The 20,505-nt window shown below is 42.6% G+C and carries 20 protein-coding genes; 11 read left to right on the top strand and 9 right to left on the bottom strand.

The annotated features are described in order from the left end of the window. Positions 1 to 156: 156 nt before the first annotated feature. Positions 157 to 1,767, top strand: coding sequence for a carboxylesterase/lipase family protein (locus tag ACYUCY_RS11385; RefSeq protein WP_460226609.1), 1,611 nt, complete (start codon positions 157 to 159; stop codon positions 1,765 to 1,767). 115 nt (positions 1,768 to 1,882) lie between these two features. Here the strand turns inward: ACYUCY_RS11385 and ACYUCY_RS11380 are convergent, their stop codons facing one another. The 3 genes from ACYUCY_RS11380 to ACYUCY_RS11370 all read right to left on the bottom strand — a co-directional run bounded on the left by ACYUCY_RS11380 (position 1,883) and on the right by ACYUCY_RS11370 (position 3,805). Beyond that, a complete protein-coding gene (locus tag ACYUCY_RS11380) occupies positions 1,883 to 2,653 on the bottom strand; it encodes a porin family protein (protein ID WP_460226608.1) in 771 nt (256 codons plus the stop codon). Between the two features lie 196 nt (positions 2,654 to 2,849). Beyond that, a complete protein-coding gene (trhA, locus tag ACYUCY_RS11375; protein WP_460226607.1) occupies positions 2,850 to 3,476 on the bottom strand; it encodes a PAQR family membrane homeostasis protein TrhA in 627 nt (208 codons plus the stop codon). Positions 3,477 to 3,574: 98 nt separating this feature from the next. Next, positions 3,575 to 3,805, bottom strand: a complete 231-nt coding sequence (locus ACYUCY_RS11370) for a hypothetical protein (protein WP_460226606.1) — start codon at positions 3,803 to 3,805, stop codon at positions 3,575 to 3,577. Positions 3,806 to 3,931: 126 nt separating this feature from the next. On the opposite strand from ACYUCY_RS11370, the gene ACYUCY_RS11365 reads away from it, so the two are divergent. Continuing rightward, positions 3,932 to 4,264 carry a helix-turn-helix domain-containing protein gene (locus tag ACYUCY_RS11365; RefSeq protein WP_460226605.1) on the top strand — a complete coding sequence of 111 codons (333 nt, stop codon included), beginning with the start codon at positions 3,932 to 3,934 and terminating at the stop codon, positions 4,262 to 4,264. Between the two features lie 152 nt (positions 4,265 to 4,416). Further along, a complete protein-coding gene (locus ACYUCY_RS11360) occupies positions 4,417 to 5,559 on the top strand; it encodes a 6-bladed beta-propeller (protein WP_460226604.1) in 1,143 nt (380 codons plus the stop codon). A gap of 75 nt (positions 5,560 to 5,634) precedes the next feature. Here ACYUCY_RS11360 and ACYUCY_RS11355 read toward each other — a convergent pair whose 3' ends face one another. Beyond that, complete coding sequence (locus tag ACYUCY_RS11355) at positions 5,635 to 6,783, bottom strand: tetratricopeptide repeat protein (protein ID WP_460226603.1); 1,149 nt, start codon at positions 6,781 to 6,783, stop codon at positions 5,635 to 5,637. Further along, positions 6,776 to 8,818, bottom strand: a complete 2,043-nt coding sequence (locus ACYUCY_RS11350) for a DUF3857 domain-containing transglutaminase family protein (RefSeq protein WP_460226602.1) — start codon at positions 8,816 to 8,818, stop codon at positions 6,776 to 6,778. Before ACYUCY_RS11350 ends, ACYUCY_RS11355 begins: the two co-directional genes overlap by 8 nt. A gap of 509 nt (positions 8,819 to 9,327) precedes the next feature. Between ACYUCY_RS11350 and ACYUCY_RS11345 the strand changes: the two genes are divergently transcribed. The 6 genes from ACYUCY_RS11345 to ACYUCY_RS11320 all read left to right on the top strand — a co-directional run bounded on the left by ACYUCY_RS11345 (position 9,328) and on the right by ACYUCY_RS11320 (position 16,574). Continuing rightward, on the top strand, positions 9,328 to 9,630 hold the full coding sequence (locus ACYUCY_RS11345; RefSeq protein WP_460226601.1) for a PAAR domain-containing protein: 303 nt from the start codon (positions 9,328 to 9,330) through the stop codon (positions 9,628 to 9,630). A 151-nt stretch (positions 9,631 to 9,781) separates the two neighbouring features. Beyond that, positions 9,782 to 11,347, top strand: a complete 1,566-nt coding sequence (locus ACYUCY_RS11340) for a PAAR domain-containing protein (RefSeq protein WP_460226600.1) — start codon at positions 9,782 to 9,784, stop codon at positions 11,345 to 11,347. 15 nt (positions 11,348 to 11,362) lie between these two features. Next, positions 11,363 to 11,881 carry a hypothetical protein gene (locus tag ACYUCY_RS11335; RefSeq protein ID WP_460226599.1) on the top strand — a complete coding sequence of 173 codons (519 nt, stop codon included), beginning with the start codon at positions 11,363 to 11,365 and terminating at the stop codon, positions 11,879 to 11,881. A 946-nt stretch (positions 11,882 to 12,827) separates the two neighbouring features. Then, the gene (gene tuf / locus ACYUCY_RS11330) at positions 12,828 to 14,039 is read left to right on the top strand and encodes an elongation factor Tu (protein ID WP_460226598.1); all 1,212 of its coding nucleotides are present in this window, start codon (positions 12,828 to 12,830) and stop codon (positions 14,037 to 14,039) included. A 483-nt stretch (positions 14,040 to 14,522) separates the two neighbouring features. Then, positions 14,523 to 15,092 (top strand): murein hydrolase activator EnvC family protein, encoded by a 570-nt coding sequence (locus ACYUCY_RS11325; protein WP_460226597.1) that lies wholly within the window; start codon positions 14,523 to 14,525, stop codon positions 15,090 to 15,092. Positions 15,093 to 15,437: 345 nt separating this feature from the next. Further along, positions 15,438 to 16,574, top strand: coding sequence for a zinc-binding dehydrogenase (locus ACYUCY_RS11320; RefSeq protein ID WP_460226596.1), 1,137 nt, complete (start codon positions 15,438 to 15,440; stop codon positions 16,572 to 16,574). A 107-nt stretch (positions 16,575 to 16,681) separates the two neighbouring features. Here ACYUCY_RS11320 and ACYUCY_RS11315 read toward each other — a convergent pair whose 3' ends face one another. The 3 genes from ACYUCY_RS11315 to ACYUCY_RS11305 form a co-directional block, all read right to left on the bottom strand. Further along, positions 16,682 to 17,161: a 3'-5' exonuclease gene (locus ACYUCY_RS11315; protein ID WP_460226595.1), complete on the bottom strand. Its 480-nt coding sequence runs from the start codon at positions 17,159 to 17,161 to the stop codon at positions 16,682 to 16,684. A gap of 99 nt (positions 17,162 to 17,260) precedes the next feature. Next, complete coding sequence (locus ACYUCY_RS11310) at positions 17,261 to 17,596, bottom strand: YebG family protein (RefSeq protein WP_460226594.1); 336 nt, start codon at positions 17,594 to 17,596, stop codon at positions 17,261 to 17,263. A 97-nt stretch (positions 17,597 to 17,693) separates the two neighbouring features. Beyond that, positions 17,694 to 18,254, bottom strand: a complete 561-nt coding sequence (locus tag ACYUCY_RS11305; protein ID WP_460226593.1) for a carboxymuconolactone decarboxylase family protein — start codon at positions 18,252 to 18,254, stop codon at positions 17,694 to 17,696. Positions 18,255 to 18,352: 98 nt separating this feature from the next. Here ACYUCY_RS11305 and ACYUCY_RS11300 point away from each other — a divergent pair, with 98 nt between their 5' ends. Then, positions 18,353 to 18,697, top strand: a complete 345-nt coding sequence (locus tag ACYUCY_RS11300; RefSeq protein ID WP_460226592.1) for a winged helix-turn-helix transcriptional regulator — start codon at positions 18,353 to 18,355, stop codon at positions 18,695 to 18,697. Then, entirely contained in the window at positions 18,694 to 19,500 is an 807-nt protein-coding gene (locus ACYUCY_RS11295; RefSeq protein ID WP_460226591.1) for a TatD family hydrolase, read from the top strand. The genes ACYUCY_RS11300 and ACYUCY_RS11295 overlap by 4 nt, the downstream gene beginning before the upstream one ends. Before the next feature lie 71 nt (positions 19,501 to 19,571). Here ACYUCY_RS11295 and ACYUCY_RS11290 read toward each other — a convergent pair whose 3' ends face one another. Beyond that, the gene (locus ACYUCY_RS11290) at positions 19,572 to 20,258 is read right to left on the bottom strand and encodes a hypothetical protein (RefSeq protein WP_460226590.1); all 687 of its coding nucleotides are present in this window, start codon (positions 20,256 to 20,258) and stop codon (positions 19,572 to 19,574) included. Positions 20,259 to 20,505 lie beyond the last annotated feature (247 nt).

The following is a 20,505-nucleotide window of genomic DNA, read 5'->3' as shown; positions in this document are numbered from 1 at the left end:
ATGGTATCCTTCGCCAAAACTACCTCTTAAGTAGTCAATGTATTCATCGCGACGGCACTGAATTGATAGTGCGGCGATCCCAATAGCACGATAAAAAATCAGACCTATAAACGTATCTCCTCCGTCTAAATTGAGCAGAATAAAAAGGAAGTCTCTATGAAAAATAATCCTAACGTTGATATTCAGCGGCGATCTTTTTTAAAACGCAGTTCTCTATTGGCAACCGGTGCCGGCGTTGGCTTGTTGCTGCCAACCCCCCATGGGTTTGCGCAAAGTAAAGAGGCGATCGCAGAAACCGCTTTTGGAAAAGTACGAGGTGTTACAAGTAATGGCGTGCATGCATTCAAAGGTATTCCCTATGGTGCTGATACAGCCGGAAAAAACCGTTTTAAACTCGCAGTAGATCCTGAGCCTTGGACAGGAATTCGCGATGCTCTGGAATATGGCCCCGCAACCCCGCAGAGCGATCCGGCGTCGGGCCGGCAGCAGGATGGCAACGAGAGCGAAGATTGCCTCGTGATGAATATCTGGTCGCGGGGAATCAATGATGGTCGCAAACGTCCGGTGATGTTTTGGTGCCATGGTGGCGGTTTCCGTTCATTGTCAGCGTCGTCTCCAGGTTACGACGGTACTAATCTATGTTTGCGTGGTGATGTCGTCGTTGTCGGAATTAATCACCGCTTAAACCTACTCGGCTTTACACATTTGGCGGAGTTAGGTGGCGAAGAATATTCTCAGTCAGGCAACGTTGGTATGCTCGATATTGTTCATGCCTTGCGCTGGGTTAAAAATAATATCGAACAGTTTGGTGGTGACCCCGATCGCGTGATGGTTTTTGGTGAATCCGGCGGTGGGCGTAAAGTCGCGACATTATTAGGAATGCCCGATGCGAAAGGCTTGTTTCACAGCGCCGTTATTCAAAGCGGAGCGACGCTAAAAGTTTCGGAACCGGCAAACGCAACCGCACTTAGCGAACGCGTGTTGACTGAATTAAATATTACTCGTTCATCAATTCATAAGTTGCACGACCTTTCGCTGAAACAAATTATGAGTGCCTACGTCGCGGTGACGCGAAATAATGATTCACGTTCGTTTGGTCAAAGTTTTCAACCGGTTCTAGACGAGAACGTTTTACCCCATCACCCTTTTTATCCCGAAGCTTCACCGGTGAATCCTGATGTTCCACTTATTGTTGGCGCGAATAGAACTGAAATGACTGCCTTTGCTCGCCCGGAAGAATTTACTTTGGATGAAAAAGGTATGCGGCAGCGCGTAGCGGGATTAATTGGAGAAGAAAACGCTACTGCGGTGATCGATACCTATCGTAGTCAAAATCCTAAAGCGACTCCCGTTGAACTTTACTTTTTAATTTACAGCGACAACAACTACGTGATGCCCTCAATCACCATAGCAGAGCGTCGCGCAAAATTAAGTCCGACGTATTTATATTATTTAACGTGGCAAACCACGGCACGCGGTGGCCGAATGATGACCCCCCATGCCCTCGACATTCCTTTTGTATTTGATAATGTAAAAATAAATCCGCTCACCAACGAACAAGATTCTGCCCAAGCATTAGCAGATAAAGTGAGCGCGACCTGGATTCAGTTTGCAACGGATGCCACGCCAAATGCGGGGACCTTGCCGGAGTGGAAAAAATACTCCACGGAACAACGCGCAACGATGGTGATTAATAACGATACGCAACTAATAAATGATCCAATCGCTGAGCAACGGAAAATTATGCAGCCAATATTGAAGTTGTAAAAAAACAAAAACTACTCAATAAAAAACCTAGATTTAATCTCTACAATATCAGAGTTAAAGCTAGGTTTTTTAAAATGGGTACTATTTTTTAAGACTGTTATGAATTATCGGAAAATCAAAAATGATATTGAAACGCTAGATTATAAGTATCGATATCTTGCTCGAAAGTATCTTCGTCACCGACATCTAAGAATTTCTCCCAAGAAAGTTCAAGCCCCAATGCACTCGTTATGCTCCAAGTTACACCCATACCGGCAAACAATTCAGGGTCGATAGATTTTTCGGTAGTTTTTCTGTTTTCAAAAATAGTCGTGAACGATCCGGAGCCATTTGTCGTAAGTCCAACGACGACACTTCGTCTTAAAGTTGTTTCGTATCTAGTAATAAGTGCTCCAGCCTGAAAGTTCAAAGAAAACCAATCGCTTAATGGTAATTTACCAACGCCAGCAAACCGCAAACCTCGAGTATCGAAGGTAAGAGAAGTGGTCGAACTCGGAAGATTAGTCGATACTAAATTTACCGCTACCGGATCGAATATGCTTCTCGGTTGTGAACCAGGGGTAGAAGGCGGAATTGGAAAAAATTGCGAACTAAAAGGGTTAAAGAATATTGGGGTGCCTGTCCCTATAAAAGCGTCCATTACAGGCCCGCGTTCAACCTTTTGCTCGCCTAAATTAAAATAGCCGAGCTCGACAGCAAAATAATTATTCACCTCATAACCAAACGACAATTGCCAACCATCATCGGTGTTGTCGACATCAAAGCCGGTGAAGTTGCCAATGCTACCATTGGATCCAGTGTAAGAAACTTCTCCGTACCAAGGGCTTGCCAAAGTAAAGTTAGAGAACAATAGGGTCGTATAGAGGATGTTGCGGAATTTTTTCACAAATATTTCCTTTATTTGTTTGGAGGAATTGTGGAAATAGCAATATTAATTAAAAAAGTGAATAACAAGATTTGGGCAGTCTATCGGTCGACAAATAAATTTTCAATAAACATTCGCTAAGGAAAAGTTAATCCAATTAAATAAGTGGATGATTAGCCAATTTGTTTTTATTATTTGGGCGAGGATTAATGTTGGTTTAGCTTACATAACCAACAATAGAAATAAAATGCATAACCGATCCACTTAGTACGAATAAATGCCAGATTCCATGAGCGTGCTTTAATTTACCCAGGGTATCCAAGACATAAAAAATAACGCCAACGGTGTAAGCGACCCCTCCGATTGTTAACCAAATCATTCCAGGTTTTGGAATGAATTCAACAAAGGTGGAATAGCGAAACATACAGACCCAACCCATAAATAGATAAATAACAATTTGCAAAATTTCAATTCTTTTTGGGTTTAAAAGATCAAGCAGTAAACCAGATAATGCTAAGGCCCAGATGAGTACGAGCATCCAATAGCCGGTTGAGTTTCCCAGTGACACGACCAGGTAGGGTGTATATGTACCAGCGATCAGTAAATAAATTGTAATGTGATCGAGTTTTTGAAATATTTTTTTTAGTTTGGGCGGATGGAAACTGTGATACAAGGTGGACATTGTATAAAGCAAGACGAGTGTAAAACCGAAAATGGAAAAACTCGCGATGGTTGCGGCGTTTCTCGATTGAATTGAAATGGTAAGCAAAGCGCCGAGCCCGACTAAAGCCAGTACCGCGCCAACAAGGTGGGTAATACTGTTAAATTTTTCTCCAGAGTACATACGGCTCCACTGTTCTTACATCACGGAAATCAGCTGCTTGATATTTTCCAAATCCTAGCACAGTTGAGTTATTTTTTGTCGTCACTAAAAACTTGCGCTTAGCGATCAAAGAGTGTGTTTAGCGCTTTTCGTAAGGCGATAACTTCGTCTTCAATGATAAGGCAATAGTTTCCGTAATGATTACTAGGGAGCTGTAAACCCTCGGCGATAATTATTGACTGAAAAGCGCAAAGGGCAGAGATATTATCAATACGCGAAATGATGCTGTCTTCTAATTCCGCGGTTACGGGTATATTACTGAATGCTGAATTTTCCTTTGGTTTTTGCACCCTGCTACTCCTTGGTATTAACGTTCAATTCGAATGTCCTCGACGAGGTGAGCACCACCTAGGTACTCAAAGAGCTCTAAATAATTTGGCGGTTTGCCACAATTAATAGATTATAAGCTATTATATATGGCAAATAGCAATAATATATGTCTTATGTTCTATGGTATGCGAAGCCGGAATTCGGGAACCTTGCTCCACCCTACCGGAGGCGAGATGACCCCAGAGCAAGCACTCAGTAAAGCGATTCGTATTCAGCGCTTAGAAAAAGAACTTTCCCAAGAGCAGCTGGCGGAATTGAGCGAGATTGATCAGACCTACCTCTCGCAGATCGAACGCAGCAAACGCCAACCCTCACTAAAAGCACTGCGAAAAATTGCCAAAGCCTTGGAATTAGATCTGAGCGATCTGTTTCGTAATGCAGAAGTGAGAGAAAAAGAAGCGGAATATAAAACTGACTAATACGTCGTATCGTAGTTTTCTAAGTTTTGCTCGAAGGTGCAAAAATAAAACCGTTAATTTAAGTAAGAATTGAACAAGCACATTTTAATTTCAATAGAATGGACTGTTCCGCTAACGGCTTAGAGATTGATGCAACGAGGGTAAAAATAACAATGAATATCCCATTACAAAAAAGCAACCGTATAAGTCCAACTCTTATAGTAGTGGCAGTACTTGTCTTATTTTGCGGTCAAGTATTCGCCCAAAGCGTTGTTCATCCGCCTGGCCCTAATCACGGTGAAGATCCATACAACGTGGTGAAAGACTGGCTCCAACCATTCGCTGAGCCGGGTTTTGTTTGGGGTTCGCAACCGGGAATTTTTGTTGAATCTCCCGATAGAATTTTTATTATTCAGCGTGGCGAGTTGCATGTTCCAGATCCAAAACCAGAAGGTTTTACTTATTTCTATGGTTCCGCTGAAGGTTTAAGTGCTTTACAGCCCGTCGATAAAAAACGAGAAATGCGCAATGTTATTTTTATTGTCGATAGCGCAGGGAAGTTAGTTGAATCCTGGACACAATGGGATTACCTATTCGCGAATACTGCTGGTCCTCATAAAATTGCAATTAATCCTTTTGACCCAGAGCGAAAAATTTGGGTCGTCAATGACCTGCGACATCAGATTCACGTATTCAGCAACGACGGTGAAAAACTTTTATTTTCTCTGGGCACCTGGAGTGAGGCAGGCAATGATGAAACGCATTTTGGTAGGCCACAAGATTTAACTTTTTTAAAGGACGGCAGTATTTTGGTTGCCGACGGGATCGTAAATTCTCGTGTCGTGAAGTTTGATAAAAACGGAAAATATTTAATGGAGTGGGGCAGTAAAGGGAGTGCCGATGGCGAGTTCGATGTCGTTCACGGAATTGCTGCTGATAAAAACAATCGTATTTACGTTGCCGATCGCTCTAATGATCGCGTTCAGGTTTTTGATGAAATGGGTAAACATTTAGCCACGTGGCCAAATTTGAACTTCCCGAATCATATTGTAATTACAGAAAATCAAGAAGTATGGGTGGCCGATAATCAGCCCGTTCGTATTGTTAAATTTAACACTGATGGTGAACGCTTATATTCCTGGGATGCAGATGGCCGAGGTGATGGAGAATTCGCTGAGTTGCACGAATTTGGTATCGATATGCAGGGAAATTGGTATGGCGCGGATAATTTGCTAGGACGGTCCCTAAAATTTACCCCAAAACCGAATGCAAAAAAAGAACAGCTAATGAGTAAGCCTGCGCCGCTGGCAGAGTAAGCAATAGGCGCACAATTTTCCTGTTGGTATGGCTGCAAGCCCGCTTGTAAAGTTACTAGCTCCAAATTCCAGGAGCTAGTAATTGTTTTGTCGCCAAGTCGTAAATACGGAAGAGTCGACGAAATCTTTCAGTTCCGCAAAGCTCGCCAAGATTTCGATGTCAAACACGGTGTCGAATTCATCCCTAAGTATTTCCAGCACTAGTGTCGCTTCGTGGTAGTGGCCTTGTTGTGCAAACAACATTAAAGCGGTGTAGTAAGTGGAGTCATTCGAAGGATGATTGGTGATGGCATCGCGAAGAGTTTTTGAATAGTTTTTATTGTCCCCCATCGCCAGGTAACTTTCGGCTTTCATGAGATCTAATTCTAAATCGCCGCCCGTCTTTTTGTTCAGTAAATCCAAATATTTTATCGTCAGTTTGTGCTCTTGACTCAGACGATAATACCCCATCTTCGCCAACACGAATTCATCGACCTTAGTGCGGTCGACAATATTTTTCATGACTTCTTGATATTGCTTGTCACTTAGGGAGACGGCAGATTTTATATAAATGCTTTGGATGAATTCCGAGTTTTGAAGTTCTGGCGAAAGTTTGTCGTATAAAAACACCGCGCGCGCGGGCAAAGCATTGGCTGCGTTCACGAACTGCATCAAGGTGGAGTTCGTGTTCGAAGACGGGTCTTGTGAAGCTTGCGCTAATAATGTCATTGCACCCGCCATCGCTTCGGAGACCCAAATATCTGTACCGTAAGTAAAAATATTTTTAATTCTCCATGCATCGTTAATGAGTGACATTTTCATTTCCAAATATTCAAAGCCCTCTTCGTAATCGATACGAAATAGGAGGTGATGCTGCTTCTGGAATTCACGATGTCTTAAATAAGACCAATCAGCGCCTTCACCATATTCGGCCTTTAATGTTTCAAAGAACGTGCCGCGGAACTGCTGTTCAAGAGTTCGTTTCATGAAGCTCGTGTTACTTCGAGTAAGGTTTGATCCTTCGACTTGATCAAGTATCTCGTCGACAAGAGAAGATACGTCGATCATATCCAAGAAATAATCTAGTTCTTGGACGTTCATGTAGTCAGGCATAGCTTGAGCAATACTTTCTAATTCCGCCGGTGCTTCAGTGGTTTTGAAGCGATGGGATGGCTTCTCAATCGCGAATGCAAGGTTGCCGCTGAATAAAACAATCGCGACCAAAGTTTTAATAATATTATTCACGACCTATAACCTCTAAACGTTGTAGTAATTCTTTTCTGGCACTACTGTTCGGCTGTTGATAAGGATAATAGTAAGACAGCGAAAAATCGATGTCGTTTTTAATCTCTTTGCCTAGGCTTAAATAATTTTCTAAACCCTTACTAGTGACTGAATCCTGCTTGATAAATAATTCAGCGTCATATTCGAAACGCTTGTTGAAGTAAGTGCTGCGTGTTGTGAATTCCAATTCGGGTAAGCGAGTAATTTTTGGGGCGCCATCGACACCCATGTAGGCATCTTCTTCAAAGTCGATGACAATTTTGTGTCGTAAGCGCCGAGGGTCGCCAATATATATCGGCGCATCGCGACGAATATCACGAGGGATTCTGAGATATTGCCCGACGGCATCCGCGTAGAACATTGAAGTGTGAACATTCTCCTCAAGCGCAGAGAATTCCGGAATACGATAATACTCGTTGACGACAAAATGATTATTGACGATGTCATCTTCGATCGTTAGTTTGGCATCGACTTCAATCTTTGGATAAATGTTGGTGTAATAATTCAAATATCTATCTTGCATTTCTTCTTGAGTACTAACAGCAAATAAGTAACGTTGTAATTCCGCAGAGCCACCCTGATGGCGCGATGTTACTTTAAGCATTGTTGCTGCGCTAATATCGTTAACGGTAAAGTGCTCGGTGACCAGAACAGTATCTTGTTGGCTGGGTAACGCACCAATGTTTGTTACCGGGTCTCCCACAAGGCGACCAATTACCAAGCCTTTACCATAAGGGGTAAAACCTAGCTTATTAATATCATTACCTTGCAGTGTTTTTGTTGGATCTAGCCAAACACTTTTTCCATCGATTATCGCGTTGACAATGACGTGATCAAAAGCCATCGGGCTTGGTAAGAAGTCAGCGAAACCTTTTCGATAACTGTGACTAACTAGCGCGGGAAACGCTTGAATATTATTGGCGCGAAGCATCTGAACTAATAAGTTAGATTTATCTTTGCAATCGCCGAATCGATTTTCGAGAACTTCAGTTGGAGAATGGGGGAGGTGACTATTCTGTCCAAATTCCAAACCCAAATAGCGAATTTCTTCTTGCGCAAATTCTAAAGCTTTACCTACATAATCATCACGCGAAGTAGACTCTTTCTTTAATTGCTGAATGATTTCATTAAGCTCGGAGGAGTTTTGATCTATCGTGCTGTAAAGAGTGTCGGCCCAGTCTTCTACTTCGTCCCAACTGGCGAACTCACTAAATTCAACCCAAGGATAGGGCACATACCATGCCGGATAATCACCTTCGTTAGTAATCGCTGCAATGTCTTTTCCTTTCCAGGTGATCTCACGATACTTACCTTTTTTCCTTTCTTTTTCTTTGATGCTGCTACGGTGCGATTTAACTTTCACATCGACATCGTTTGGAATCAGTACTCGCACATTCGCCAAAGCAACATCAACTCCCCAGCCTAATGGCGCCGCGCCAAATACCTTTTCGCCATAAACTGGGTTGCGGCCTTTAATTGTGTAGGCGGTTTCTATTCGGTCACCGACACGCGTATCTGGAACAATAATCACTGCGGTGATGACACCGTTGTAAATACCATTTCGTAAATCTTCTTCTCTTTGCAATAGTCGAACGCTTTCTGGGCGAAGGCGGTCGAGTTTTTTGTTTTTACGAACCACGCTTATATCGTGAATGACTAATTCTTGATAAGAAGGATTAAAAAATATTTGAATTTCAGATCCTGATGCGACGGCTTGACTCGTGTGTAACAAGGTACTTGACGCGTAATATTTTTCGAACTGTTGATGATCAGCTAAAATTTGCGTGTCCACTAAAAGAAATTCTTCACCACGCCCCTCAATTTTTTTACCTGGCTTCGCGGGTTTTACTGGTTCCACCCAGCTTGGCGTATCAGCATTAACTTCGTACTTGTACTGTCCGTAGGTGAATTCTTCTGCTGCAATCACACTTGCGCTAGTGATAGATAAAGTTAAAAGAATTAACCGAGGTAAAAAGAAAGCAATAATATTTTTCATGTGCATGGGTCACTATCTGTTTTGGGTAAGGCTTCTGTTAGCAGGTTAGTTAATACCTAAGGTTGATACAGTGCAAATATTGGTCGGTTCAAACCAAAGACCAGATTTTTATAAGGTGTAGATACTGGTTATAGGGTGAGAGCAGTGTCGTGAATTCCTTGCTACTCCATAGCATCAAGACAAGACTCAAAACTATCCTACATAAAATGAAAGCGCTGCACTAAAGAGAATAGGAGAATAAGAGCGGGATCAATAAATGTCCATTGCTTCGACCCCGCCTACTAGATGAGCTGGTGCTTGGGCGGAGTCGGCGGGAATAAGCTAGAGAAAACCTCAGTTTATGTAAGCGGCGATAAACATTGATTGAACAAAATAGCCTTAAAAATGAGAGCGTTGCCAATAATTATCCACTGATCTCTGCTAGCATTCAGTTCAAACAAGCCGTGACTTGTCACCTATTACGTCATTGTGAAGCGAGCTGAGTTGCGAAAGGAAAAGAAAGAGGAATTATGGGATCAAAAAGTAAACAGGCCGCAGCACGGTTAGGAGATGTCGATACCGGTCACGATAGTTATCCTCCCACCGCCATCAACAAGGCGAGTCCAAATGTGATGATTAATGGCATTCCCGCGGCAAGAATGGGGGATGAGCTGAATCGCCACCACCGTGGAATTCGAACCATCGCCGAGGGTGCTGCTTCGGTGTTGATAAATGGTAAGCCAGCAGCACGAGTGAGTGATGCGATTAATTGTGGTGGAACTATTAACGCCGGTTCTGCCAATGTAATGATAGGAGACCAGCCAAAAATATAATTCCTTGAGCCAGCCAAAATAATTATTTCGCGTCTTAAAAATGAGATCGCTTCCACCAATTCGAAAGGCAAGATGGGTTAGTATGCGGCGTCTACATACAAAACAACCCGTAAGTGTTTAGTTCGTTATACAGCTGATTGGAAGGGATACCATGGGCTCAAAAAGTAAGAAAGCCGCCGCACGTCTGGGCGATATTGATACTGGACATCATTCATCTCCGCCCACCCCGATCATTATGGGCAGCCCTAACGTTTCCACTAATGGTCGTCCTGCAGCGCGTAAAGGCGACAAGCTAATTCCCCATCACCCTAGTATTCGAACCATCTCGGAAGGTTCTGCTTCAGTTTTAATTAATGGCAAACCTGCCGCACGTGTAAGCGATGCGATCAATTGCGGCGGCGATATTATTATCGGTTCGGGTAATGTCTTGATCGGCGATCAGCCCGAAGCGCCACGCAATGTAAAACTAGCGATGGAGTTCGACGAGTTAATGGACGAAAGTTTTAAACCTGGGTTCCGAGAGTTAACGCCCCATCAACAAGCGGAAGTTGCTGCGAACATCGCAGTGAAATACCGTCAAGAAGAGGGGGGTATCAGTAGCTGGCACGAGTACTACTACAACCAGAGTGAAAACAGTAACGCCCCATCTCCCGGCGAATTAATTGATCCTTTAAAACAGCAAGGCTACCAACGCGCTCAAAACGAAAAAGCCAAAGAAGCCGCCGAAGCTATCGTTGATGCAAACGACATTAACAAAGCAAAAGCAAACGAAGTAAAGTTAGAAAAAGCCAGGCAAGCTATACAAGACGCAATAGCGAATCAGTCGGAAGGAGAAGAAGCAACCAAAGAAGTTGTTGCGGCGGCGGGGCTGTTGTTGGGGGTAATGGACAATCGTACGACTCCCTCAAAATCTGAAGTCGCATCATTTGAAGAAGCGGAGCAACGATTAGCTGACGCTAGAGAAGAAATCCAAAAACGTAAACAGGCCGGCGAGCCACCGTATAAGCCAAAATATAGCGATACTGAATTATTAGAAATGGTTGAAACGGGTTCCGTTGCAAACGAACGATTTTTAGTAAGTGTTCAACCCAAAAATACGGCTCACGATGCTACACTCGCGCATCAAAAAGATTCGGGCCTAGTTCCCGTGTGGACGACCTCACTAGATCAGCTCGAAGCTGCTGACACCGATCCGGAATTAATCCATCAAGTATTGGGAGCTCATTCCAACTACGACCCTGATAAAGAATACGTAGTGCATATTATTGATCGTGGTGAAAACTTAGAAAATTTTGGTAACAACACCATTGTTCCGGATTGGGATAATTTAGCTGATGCGAGTGTTCGAGAGCTAGGCGAGGCATACGACGAGGATACTATTCGGGCAACAATGAATCCTGACTATCAGAATGAGTATGCTGCGAAGATGGGAGATTTTTGGGCTGCTGGAGGCAACCAATTCGACATCAGACATATACAAGACTTTTCCACAACAATCTCGCCTGATGAGAGTGATAGGTTTAAAGCGAGACATGCTGTTAGAACTGAAATAGGGGCGAACACGGAATTTACGGGAAACGGTCTAACTGCTAATACGGCAGGTGGAGGGGGCCAGTATGGTGTTGTCGAAACGCTATCTTTAGAAAAAAATCTTCCCATTTTAACTGAGCTTCGAAAATTTGGGGTTTTGAAAACAATCGATTTACAGCCAATTTAAAAGTAGAAAGATGATATGAGTAAGACAGACAGGCTTAGACCATTAGACATGATTGATCCAAATTTAATCAGGTCAGTGGAAGAATTTTTGATGGATCTACATTACCCAATGTTTGTAGATAATAAATTTAAAATATTTAAATCTGGAAATCATTTAGTTATTTGGAGCAGTTTTTTCAGTGTTTTTAAAAAGAAGCAGCGCTCCACACAACAAGAATTTCCACTTACAGCTCTACCTTGGTTTATAGATACCATTGAAGATAAATTTTGGAATCATAAGCCTGATCCAAATGCATTGCCGGGAGATGTAAGTGAAAGTACAGTTATTGATGGTGAAAAAGTGGGCATTAATCCTTCGCGCAACTGCTGTGCAGAAAATATTTTTGGATATACCTTTTGGAATGCTAGCAGAGTCGACCATATTGGCGGGTTGCCACCACAGGAGTGGGCAATACCAAAATTTATGCTAGAAGAAGGCTTGCTAGATGAGCTTAAAAAAATCTCTACCAATTTAGGCTTAAAAGATTATTCTTAATTTTGAATGAGCAATTACCAATCTGATCCGCCCCCAGACTTTATATTTCCCAACCTGCTTCCAAAATAAACCACTAGCGCGGTCGCCGCTAAGATCGCTATCCCCCAGCTCCCCAAATTGGTGTTATAGCTGCACCCCAGAGTGATGACACCTACGAGAAAGGCGAACACAGGTAGTAGTCGACCCCCGTCAATATAACTAAACCATATTGTGAGTGCCCATATAGCGATAGCAATATAAAAATACATAGCCAAGCTTTAAAATTCTGATTCGAAAAAACACCTTGTTGAAAATTGACTATAGATAAGCGACTCGTCTAAAACCTGAAGAAAAGCTGAGTAAAACCGGATGAACTTGTGTTAACGACGTTGAATAATTAATTTTATCGGCGTATGATCCCGCGCAAATCATAGGAAAGACCATGTTTCGACAAATTTTATTAGCAAATACTAGCGTTTCTTTAACAGCAACAGTCGCTGCGGAATGCTTGTGCGTGATCGAAATATAATTCGCCTCAATTAATTAATGGAGGCTAAGGCCTCCGACGGAAACCCGGTAGGCTCATAAAGCCACCGGGTTTTTTTATGAATGAAATTAGTTAGCAATTGGTTTTCAATCTCTTAAATTTCAATACCTTGGAGAAAACAATATGAATCTTTTAAGTAATGTGTTTCAACTCAATCAGCAATCACAGTTGCTATTGGAATCGTTGTACGAACAACGAGAATAACACTTGCCTTAAATAAATATCCTGGCAGGTAAACAATCTGACAGGACAATAAAAAAGCCTGTTAGATCTTTGTCTAGTAGGCTTTTTTATTGGGCGATAGAAATTTACGTTTTATTTCGTCATCTAAATAGTGACGGAATAAGATGTAAACCATCGGTCTCCGTTGAGAGGCCTAATTTAAACTGATAGGAGGTTAAAAGCCTTAAAGGAAATACAATGAACACTCAAAAAATGCATCTCAATGTTGGCACCATCGGTCACGTCGATCATGGTAAAACCACGCTCACCGCAGCGATCACTCAGCATCAGGCAGCAATGCAAGGTGGTAAGGCCTGGGACTTTGATCAAATCGACAATGCGAAAGAAGAAAAAGAGCGCGGCATTACTATTAACGTGTCTCACGTCGAATATGAAACCGCGACGCGTCACTATGCTCATATCGATTGCCCAGGCCACGCAGATTATATTAAAAATATGATTACCGGTGCCTCGCAAATGGATGGTGCAATTTTGCTTGTCGATGGAACTGAAGGTGCAGCGAAACAAACCATTGAACATATTCTACTTGCGCGGCAAGTCAATGTTGAATACATCGTCGTGTTCGTAAACAAAATGGATATGTTGAGCGAAGACGATCGCGAAGAAATGTCTGAGCTAGTAAAAATGGATTTGGAAGAACAGCTTTCGTCTCAAGGCTACAAAGACGTGAGGTTTGTTTTTGGTAGTGCATTAAAAGCATTGAATGCGGTTATGCGTGGTGATCTTCAATCTGAAGATACACAGTGTATAAAAGATTTGGTTCAAGCGCTGGATGAAAATATTCCAGATCCTGAGCGGGATTTTGAAAGCCCCTTCATGATGCCTATTGAAGATGTGTTTACGATAGCTGGCCGAGGTACCGTCGTTACCGGTCGCGTTGATCGAGGTACGATAAAAGCAGGTGATACTGTCGAAATTATCGGGCTCGATAAAGACGATAGCGAAGCGGTAGTGGTAACCGGTACACAAGCATTTCATAAAGATGTTGATGTTGCCCGTGCCGGTATGAATGTTGGCTTATTGTTACGTGGTGTTAAGCGCGAAGACGTATGTCGCGGACAAGTCATCACCATTCCTGGAGCGATTAAGCCTTACAGAAATGCCAAGGCACATATTTTTGTCTTGAGTAAAGAAGAGGGCGGACGTCACAAACCTTTCGGCAGTGGCTATCAACCGCAATTCTTTTTCGGCACCACGGATGTGACAGGAATTATTACTGTTGAAAATGATTCCGGCGTGCTCCACCCAGGCGAGCAAGCGGACATCAGTTTCGAACTGAAAAAATCCGTAGGTTTAGAGTCCGGAATTCGTTTCGCGATTCGGGAAGGTGGTATTACTGTCGGCGCTGGAATAGTGACGGAAGTGATAGCTACTCAGGTGACGGCCTGAGGTAACGGTTAGGTTACAACTATTAGTTTTCGTGAAGCGATTAGTGAAGGGTAAAATAATTTTGTCCGTTTCGCTGCTGCGGTTACGAGAGCGATCTTAAAAGGCAAGTCATGGATCATGACTTGCCTTATTTTTTTGGGAAAACGGAGTCGGTTTCTTGAATAGTGATGTTCCTCATACCCTTTTTATTGTGAGAATTAGCAATGAAGAATGCTGCGAATGGAATTTATGGTGACCTGATAACTGAAATTAGTGCTCATCCCATTTTTATAGGACGATGTGATATAACGCCAAATTTTTCTATTTATACGTTTTTTTTTTGCAGTTAAGAAGGGCCAAAAAAACGTCCATTGTTATTGGGCAAAACTCAAAACGCTGTCTATAGTTAAAGTTAAGAAAATATTCTCGCTGATAGCCTGTATAGGCATTGGTGACGTAATTGTTATAACGGGGGATTGCTAAATACTGTGGAGGTATGGAGCCGTGTATTTCGCCCGCATTAGAAAAGTTATTATTCAAATTGTTGTCTTAACAATCATCGGCCAACTCGCGGTTAATTATGCGAATGCCGGTACTCAGATACTTATTCCCGAATCATTAAAATCGACATGGCTAAGTCCGATTGAAGGCTTTTATGTCATGAGTTCATTTTCTCAAATCGACAAAATAAATAAAGTTAAAAACCCCGGTGTGGATATTGTGGCAACCGCGAACCCCACGGTCATCGCGCCAAAACCAGGGGTGGTAATTGTTTCCGCAGAGTCCGATCCTTTTTATCCTAACCATAAAAATATTATTGTTATTGATCATGGCAATAATATACTTACGCTCTACTCAGGTTTGCAAGAGCGTAGAGTTCAACAAGGTGATTCCGTTGAGCATGGACAAAAAATCGCAAAAGCAAAACGAGTGACTCGCGAACAATCGATTTATCGTGATGGCGAGGCCAAGCTAACGCATATAGAACTTATTTATAATGGCGAACGACTTAACCCATTTAAATTATTGCCCTATATGATTTTTGATAGAAAAATTTCTGCGTCAGGCATGTAATAAAAAGTTAAACTCATCGGGGAAATTATATTTCGCGCGCAAGGCCTGACTTTATGTCACTTGCGCAGAAGTAAAACTGATCCGTCATTGATATAACAACCCTAACGGCATTTATAACGGCGATTAAAACCGCGTTTCCTCGTCCTCATTCCCAATCATTTTTCTTTCTGCCGCCGGTTCTAGTGAATACTGGGTGTTCTATTTCTATAACGAAATGATACTGATAAAAGTTTCCCAATGTGGAATAATCGCCGTCACCTAAAAACGATCAACAGCCATAAAAGCTATTAGCCAACGTTGATTGAGTGAATACACCCCAAAGAATTGAATAAACGAGGCGACAAAATGTCACAAGATTTCTCTAATGAACAATCCAAAGAAATTCGCTCCAAGGTAACCAGTGCGGGCAAGCTGGAATTAAGCATCGCGTCTGTACCGGTGCCAACACCAAAAGACAATGAAGTGCTTATCCGCATTGAAGCCTCACCGATCAACCCATCTGATTTGGGTTTGTTAACAAGCTTGGCAGACATTAGCACGATGAAAGTCAATGGTAGTGCTGACGACCCAATCGTTACGATGGATATTCCCGACGGAATGTTAAAAGCCTTAACTGCACGTTTAGATCAATCGATGCCAGTGGGTAATGAAGGCGCGGGCGTGGTGGTTGCTGCCGGAAAAGAAGCGACAAACTTGATGGGCCGCATGGTGGGTGTTGCAGGTGGTTCAATGTACGGACAATATCGTTGTGTACCGGCAACTAGTTGTTTGGTGATGAACCAAGGCACCACGGCGAATGAAGCGGCTTCTTGTTTTGTAAATCCATTAACCGCTTTAAGCATGGTTGAAACAATGCGCATGGAAAATCACAAAGCATTAGTGCATACCGCAGCGGCGTCAAATTTAGGACAAATGCTCGTTAAGATATGCCAGTCAGACGATGTGCCACTCGTCACTATCGTTCGTAAAAAAGAACAAGAAGAGATTCTAAAAAATCTGGGTGCAAAATATATTTGTAATTCCAGTGACGAAAACTTTATGGAAGATTTAGTCGCAGCCTTAGTTGAAACTGGTGCGACGATTGCGTTTGATGCGATTGGTGGCGGTAAGTTAGCGAGTCAAATTCTAACTGCGATGGAAATCGCCGCCAATAAAACGGCTAAAGAATATAGTCGGTATGGTTCTAGTGTTCATAAACAAGTGTACATTTATGGTGGCCTCGATCGTTCAACGACAACATTAAATCGGTCTTACGGTATGGCCTGGGGCGTTGGCGGTTGGTTGTTAACACCGTTCATTGGCCGGATGGGTATGGAAAGATTTCAACAATTGCGTAAGCGTGTTGCTGATGAAATAAAAACTACTTTTGCTAGTAGCTATACTGCTGAAGTATCACTAGCGGAAGCTCTGAGTGCAGACGCTATTAATGAATACACTAAGCAAGCGACAGGTACGAAGTATTTAATTAAACCGAATAAATAAGTTTATTCGCAATAACTACATAAGGAATGAAAATTCCAAATAAAAAAGCCAGGTTTACCTGGCTTTTTTAGCTTTAAAATTTGAAATTATCGTGAAGGTGTGTGTGCCTAGCTACCATGAGCAACTAAATAGGATTGGTAAATCATCTCTGCATCAGAATCAGCTCGGTGAAGCCGATAGTTACCAGACTCTGCGAGTTTTTCAAAGGTTTGTGCAAAAATATCGAATTGATCTTCGTCCATTAAATCTTGAATGGGTAACACTTGCGCTTTTTGTTCGATACCAACAGTTTCGAACAAGGTGGTAAACCATCCGCCATCCCAGCGTGCGGCATCGCTATAAAGTACTCTGTTACCATTTTCGGTTAAGCGATTTATTTCCTTGGCAACGGTCTTAGCGGATTTCCCTTTATCTATTAACTGCGCTTGGCTAATGCCGTGTAAGGCTTCAGCTTGCATATCCCAGTGCGTCCAATCAGTTTCAGGTTTAATTAACCAGCAATGAGTTTTGTTATTGATAACAATAGCAATTTCGATAGGATATGAATCCCAAGCGAGCCCGCTAGCTTCGATATCGATAACATTCAAAAAGCGCTTGCTCCGAATCATTCATAGGCATGATAAAAATTAATCCCGCGATCTCAAGCGGGGAATGATCTTAACCCACTAAGCTAAAGAGCGCCATGACTAGGCGCTCGCTACTTTCTTGTTTATCTCTAGCTTACCTGTCTCTAGCGTTTCAACATTCGAGCTCTCTTTAAATTCCATTTCGGTTTGAGGCTTAGTAAATTCTTTTACCTTTTTCAGTGCATCTAGCATCGTTTGTTTGTTGTTAACTAGGTGCTCGGCAATACCTTCAGCGGTATCTGCATCGAGTGCTTTTGATGCTTCTAACATTAAATCGGTAATGGTGTAGATGCAGTCTAGTTTTTGGTCGTGGGAATCCGCTAACTTCTTGTCCATATACTCTCCCGCCAATTCACCGTTCGTTTTCAGTACTCTGTATATCACTTCAATACTCATGGTTTGCCCTCATAGTGGAAAAAATCGAGTCTACCACGAATACTGTTAAAATATACAGTAAAAAAATAAAGAAGAAAATCAGAACGAATAAGCGGACTTAGAAGGTAGGGGCGCCATCCTCCTGTTCTATTTGTAGAACATTATTAAAGTAAGCGATCGTGTGATAAAAACCGCAAATAAAAATAATCTCCATGATTTGTTCTGTATCCCAGTGTTCTCGCATTTTTTCCCAGGTCTGGTCGTTAACGGTATTGGTCCGATGAATTTCATCGGCCAAAGTAAGCAGTAGTGATTCTGCTTCGGACCAAAGCGTGCGGTCAATTTCGGGAGCGCAGGTATTGGCGATCTGGGCTTCATTTAAACCAGAAAAAGGCGTAAATACTTTGACGTGAATCCCCCATTCGTAGGGGCATTGACAGAGTGCGCTGACTTTTAAAATTAAGATTTCGCGTTGTTTGATCGACAGCGGGCTGTCCTTATCTAAAACCATACCGTGTCCCATTCTTGCCAGTGTCCGATGGGAATGTGCGAGGGTTCTAAATAATCGGATCAAGCCATCTTTACCTTGAGGGTACGAACTCAAAGTCTCAGCGATGGCGCTTGGCCAGGGTTCGGGTCGTGGCTGAATGCGGGCTTTGCGTGTCGAGATTTTCATCATATAATCCTGCTACTTAAAAAGTAGCGGACTTTATCATGCTACATATTTAGTAGCAAGAACAAGGCTGCGGAATAAGCAATTCCGATTGAGATGATTTGATGACGACAAGAAAACCATTACCTGGCGAAAAAGTTCGTGGCTCTGAAACCGGTAGACCAACCATGGCCTTGCTAGATTTGTTAGGGCGCAGGCAAACATTGAGAATGCTGTGGGAACTTCGTGGCGGTGAACTAACTTTTAGAGAATTGCAGAGCCGCTGCGATAATCCTTCGCCAACCGTTCTCAATAAAAGACTCGCTGAATTACGTGCAGGGTATATCGTCGAGCATACCAACGGTAAAGGCTACGGTTTGACGAAGCCCGGCAAAACCTTATTAAAATCATTGGCGCCCCTGGCAGGTTGGGCCGAAAAATGGGAAAAACTTATCAAGGAAAATAAGTGACAAATAATCAACATAAGAACCTTATAGACATAGGCGCGAACCTTACCAACAAACGCTTTCATTCCGATCTTGAGCAAACGCTCGTCAGAGCGCGAGAAGCGGGTTTGGAACATATTCTCATTACTGGGACGTCTGCCCAAAATAGTTATGATGCATTAACGCTAAGCCAGCGCTTCCCTGATCTTTTATCAGCAACAGCTGGTGTCCATCCCCACGATGCAAAATCGTGGAGCACAGACACTAAATACCGAATTCAAGAATTATTAAATGATGAAAAAGTACTGGCAGTTGGCGAGTGCGGTTTGGATTTTAATCGGGATTTTTCACCGCGACCCCAACAAGCTGAGTGTTTTCGAGAACAACTAGAGATTGCTTGCGATATTCAAAAGCCGGTATTTTTGCACGAGCGAGATGCACACGACGAGTTCGTGGCAATTCTTAGTGAATATAGAGATCAATTATCTGGCGCTGTTGTGCATTGTTTTACCGGTAATAAAAACCAATTGCAGTGTTACTTGGATATGGACTGCCACATTGGCATCACTGGTTGGGTCTGTGATGAGCGGCGGGGGAAGAGTTTGCAAGATATCGTTAAGTATATTCCCGCGGATCGCTTAATGATTGAAACTGACGCGCCGTATTTGACGCCGCGAAATATGAAATCCTTAGCAAAGGGAGGCAGAAACGAGCCCGCATTCTTAAGCAGTGTAGTCACTACCTTAGCCGAATTGCGCGGAGTCGATGAAGAGCAAGTTGCAGCGCAATCAACAAAGGTTGCAAAGGAGTTTTTTAAAATACCCTAGCAATTACGGGTCGTTGTTTTAAAAATATGTCATCGAAAATTCTAAAGTAATGAACTTGCTTGAATAAGCTGTCAGAGTTTAAACGTTTCGTTGTTTAACCATTTATGAATAAATGACGAATCATCTAATTTGCCAACTATTTTGTAGCGTGAAGATGCCAAAACCGACGATGTCGCCGCATCTTCTTTAATCACGTAACTCGGTGCGACGAAACTGGAATGAATAAAATAAAAACCTTCATCGTCTACCGATAAAAAACCGACATGATTATCAAGCCCGACCAGGTAGAGTCCGTTCCCCCAGGCATTAATATTTTCAACAAAATCATTCATAGGGCTATCGCTAAAACGTCGAATCGATTGTTCAGTGACAAGCGTTTTAATGATCAGCTCTGAAGCTTGTTGCGCTAAGCGCACACGCTCTAGATTGACGCCAGTATCACGCAAAAGTGTCGTAACAAAATATCCGCAAGCGATTTTACCCACGCCCGGTGTCGTGGTGGTGCCGTTATAGTCCCATAGAGTGCCGTACCAGGGGGGTACCAATTCATTAACGAGGAGGGAGTGAAAACGACTAGCGGCCCGTGAGATCACTTGGCTATGTTGGCGTTTAGTATTTGCGGTCTCGTATTCGGTAAGTAATTTAACACGCTCGGCGTTGGCATTGAGTTGTGCCGCTGCATAAATTTCAGAGGCTTCAAGACTCACGCAATAGCTGCATAAACCGATTGCCCACACCATTGTATAAATGAATTTCAATTGGCACTCCTCCATTAGTAAGCTTGCTTGAAGCAGAAACCATATCCTAGATTTAAGCTATGCTGAGTAAACTTTATGTAAACAATGGGTCGATGGGTTAAGGATTATCTGTTGTACATTTTGTCGCTGCCCTAGGAATATCAAGTGCCGTGAAGAACCAGTGTTATAAAACAAATAATTTTTGGGGAAATAAAGAAGCGCCGGTTTTTAGAGGGTTAATGTGTGACTGATTAAGCCGATTAAAATA

The sequence above is a fragment of the Aurantivibrio infirmus genome, from assembly GCF_054767315.1.
The sequence above is the reverse complement of the archived record's forward strand: the minus strand, read 5'-3'. Positions and strand labels throughout refer to the sequence as shown.

Excerpts from the sequence above, each read along its gene's own strand:
- ACYUCY_RS11340 (WP_460226600.1), top strand. The coding sequence starts at position 9,782 with ATGGGCTCAAAAAGTAAGAAAGCCGCCGCACGTCTGGGCGATATTGAT.
- ACYUCY_RS11385 (WP_460226609.1), top strand. The coding sequence starts at position 157 with ATGAAAAATAATCCTAACGTTGATATTCAGCGGCGATCTTTTTTAAAA.
- ACYUCY_RS11305 (WP_460226593.1), bottom strand. The coding sequence starts at position 18,254 with ATGATGAAAATCTCGACACGCAAAGCCCGCATTCAGCCACGACCCGAA.
- ACYUCY_RS11360 (WP_460226604.1), top strand. The coding sequence starts at position 4,417 with ATGAATATCCCATTACAAAAAAGCAACCGTATAAGTCCAACTCTTATA.
- ACYUCY_RS11365 (WP_460226605.1), top strand. The coding sequence starts at position 3,932 with ATGGCAAATAGCAATAATATATGTCTTATGTTCTATGGTATGCGAAGC.
- trhA (WP_460226607.1), bottom strand. The coding sequence starts at position 3,476 with ATGTACTCTGGAGAAAAATTTAACAGTATTACCCACCTTGTTGGCGCG.
- ACYUCY_RS11310 (WP_460226594.1), bottom strand. The coding sequence starts at position 17,596 with ATGAGTATTGAAGTGATATACAGAGTACTGAAAACGAACGGTGAATTG.
- ACYUCY_RS11300 (WP_460226592.1), top strand. The coding sequence starts at position 18,353 with ATGACGACAAGAAAACCATTACCTGGCGAAAAAGTTCGTGGCTCTGAA.
- ACYUCY_RS11335 (WP_460226599.1), top strand. The coding sequence starts at position 11,363 with ATGAGTAAGACAGACAGGCTTAGACCATTAGACATGATTGATCCAAAT.
- tuf (WP_460226598.1), top strand. The coding sequence starts at position 12,828 with ATGAACACTCAAAAAATGCATCTCAATGTTGGCACCATCGGTCACGTC.
- ACYUCY_RS11345 (WP_460226601.1), top strand. The coding sequence starts at position 9,328 with ATGGGATCAAAAAGTAAACAGGCCGCAGCACGGTTAGGAGATGTCGAT.
- ACYUCY_RS11350 (WP_460226602.1), bottom strand. The coding sequence starts at position 8,818 with ATGAAAAATATTATTGCTTTCTTTTTACCTCGGTTAATTCTTTTAACT.
- ACYUCY_RS11320 (WP_460226596.1), top strand. The coding sequence starts at position 15,438 with ATGTCACAAGATTTCTCTAATGAACAATCCAAAGAAATTCGCTCCAAG.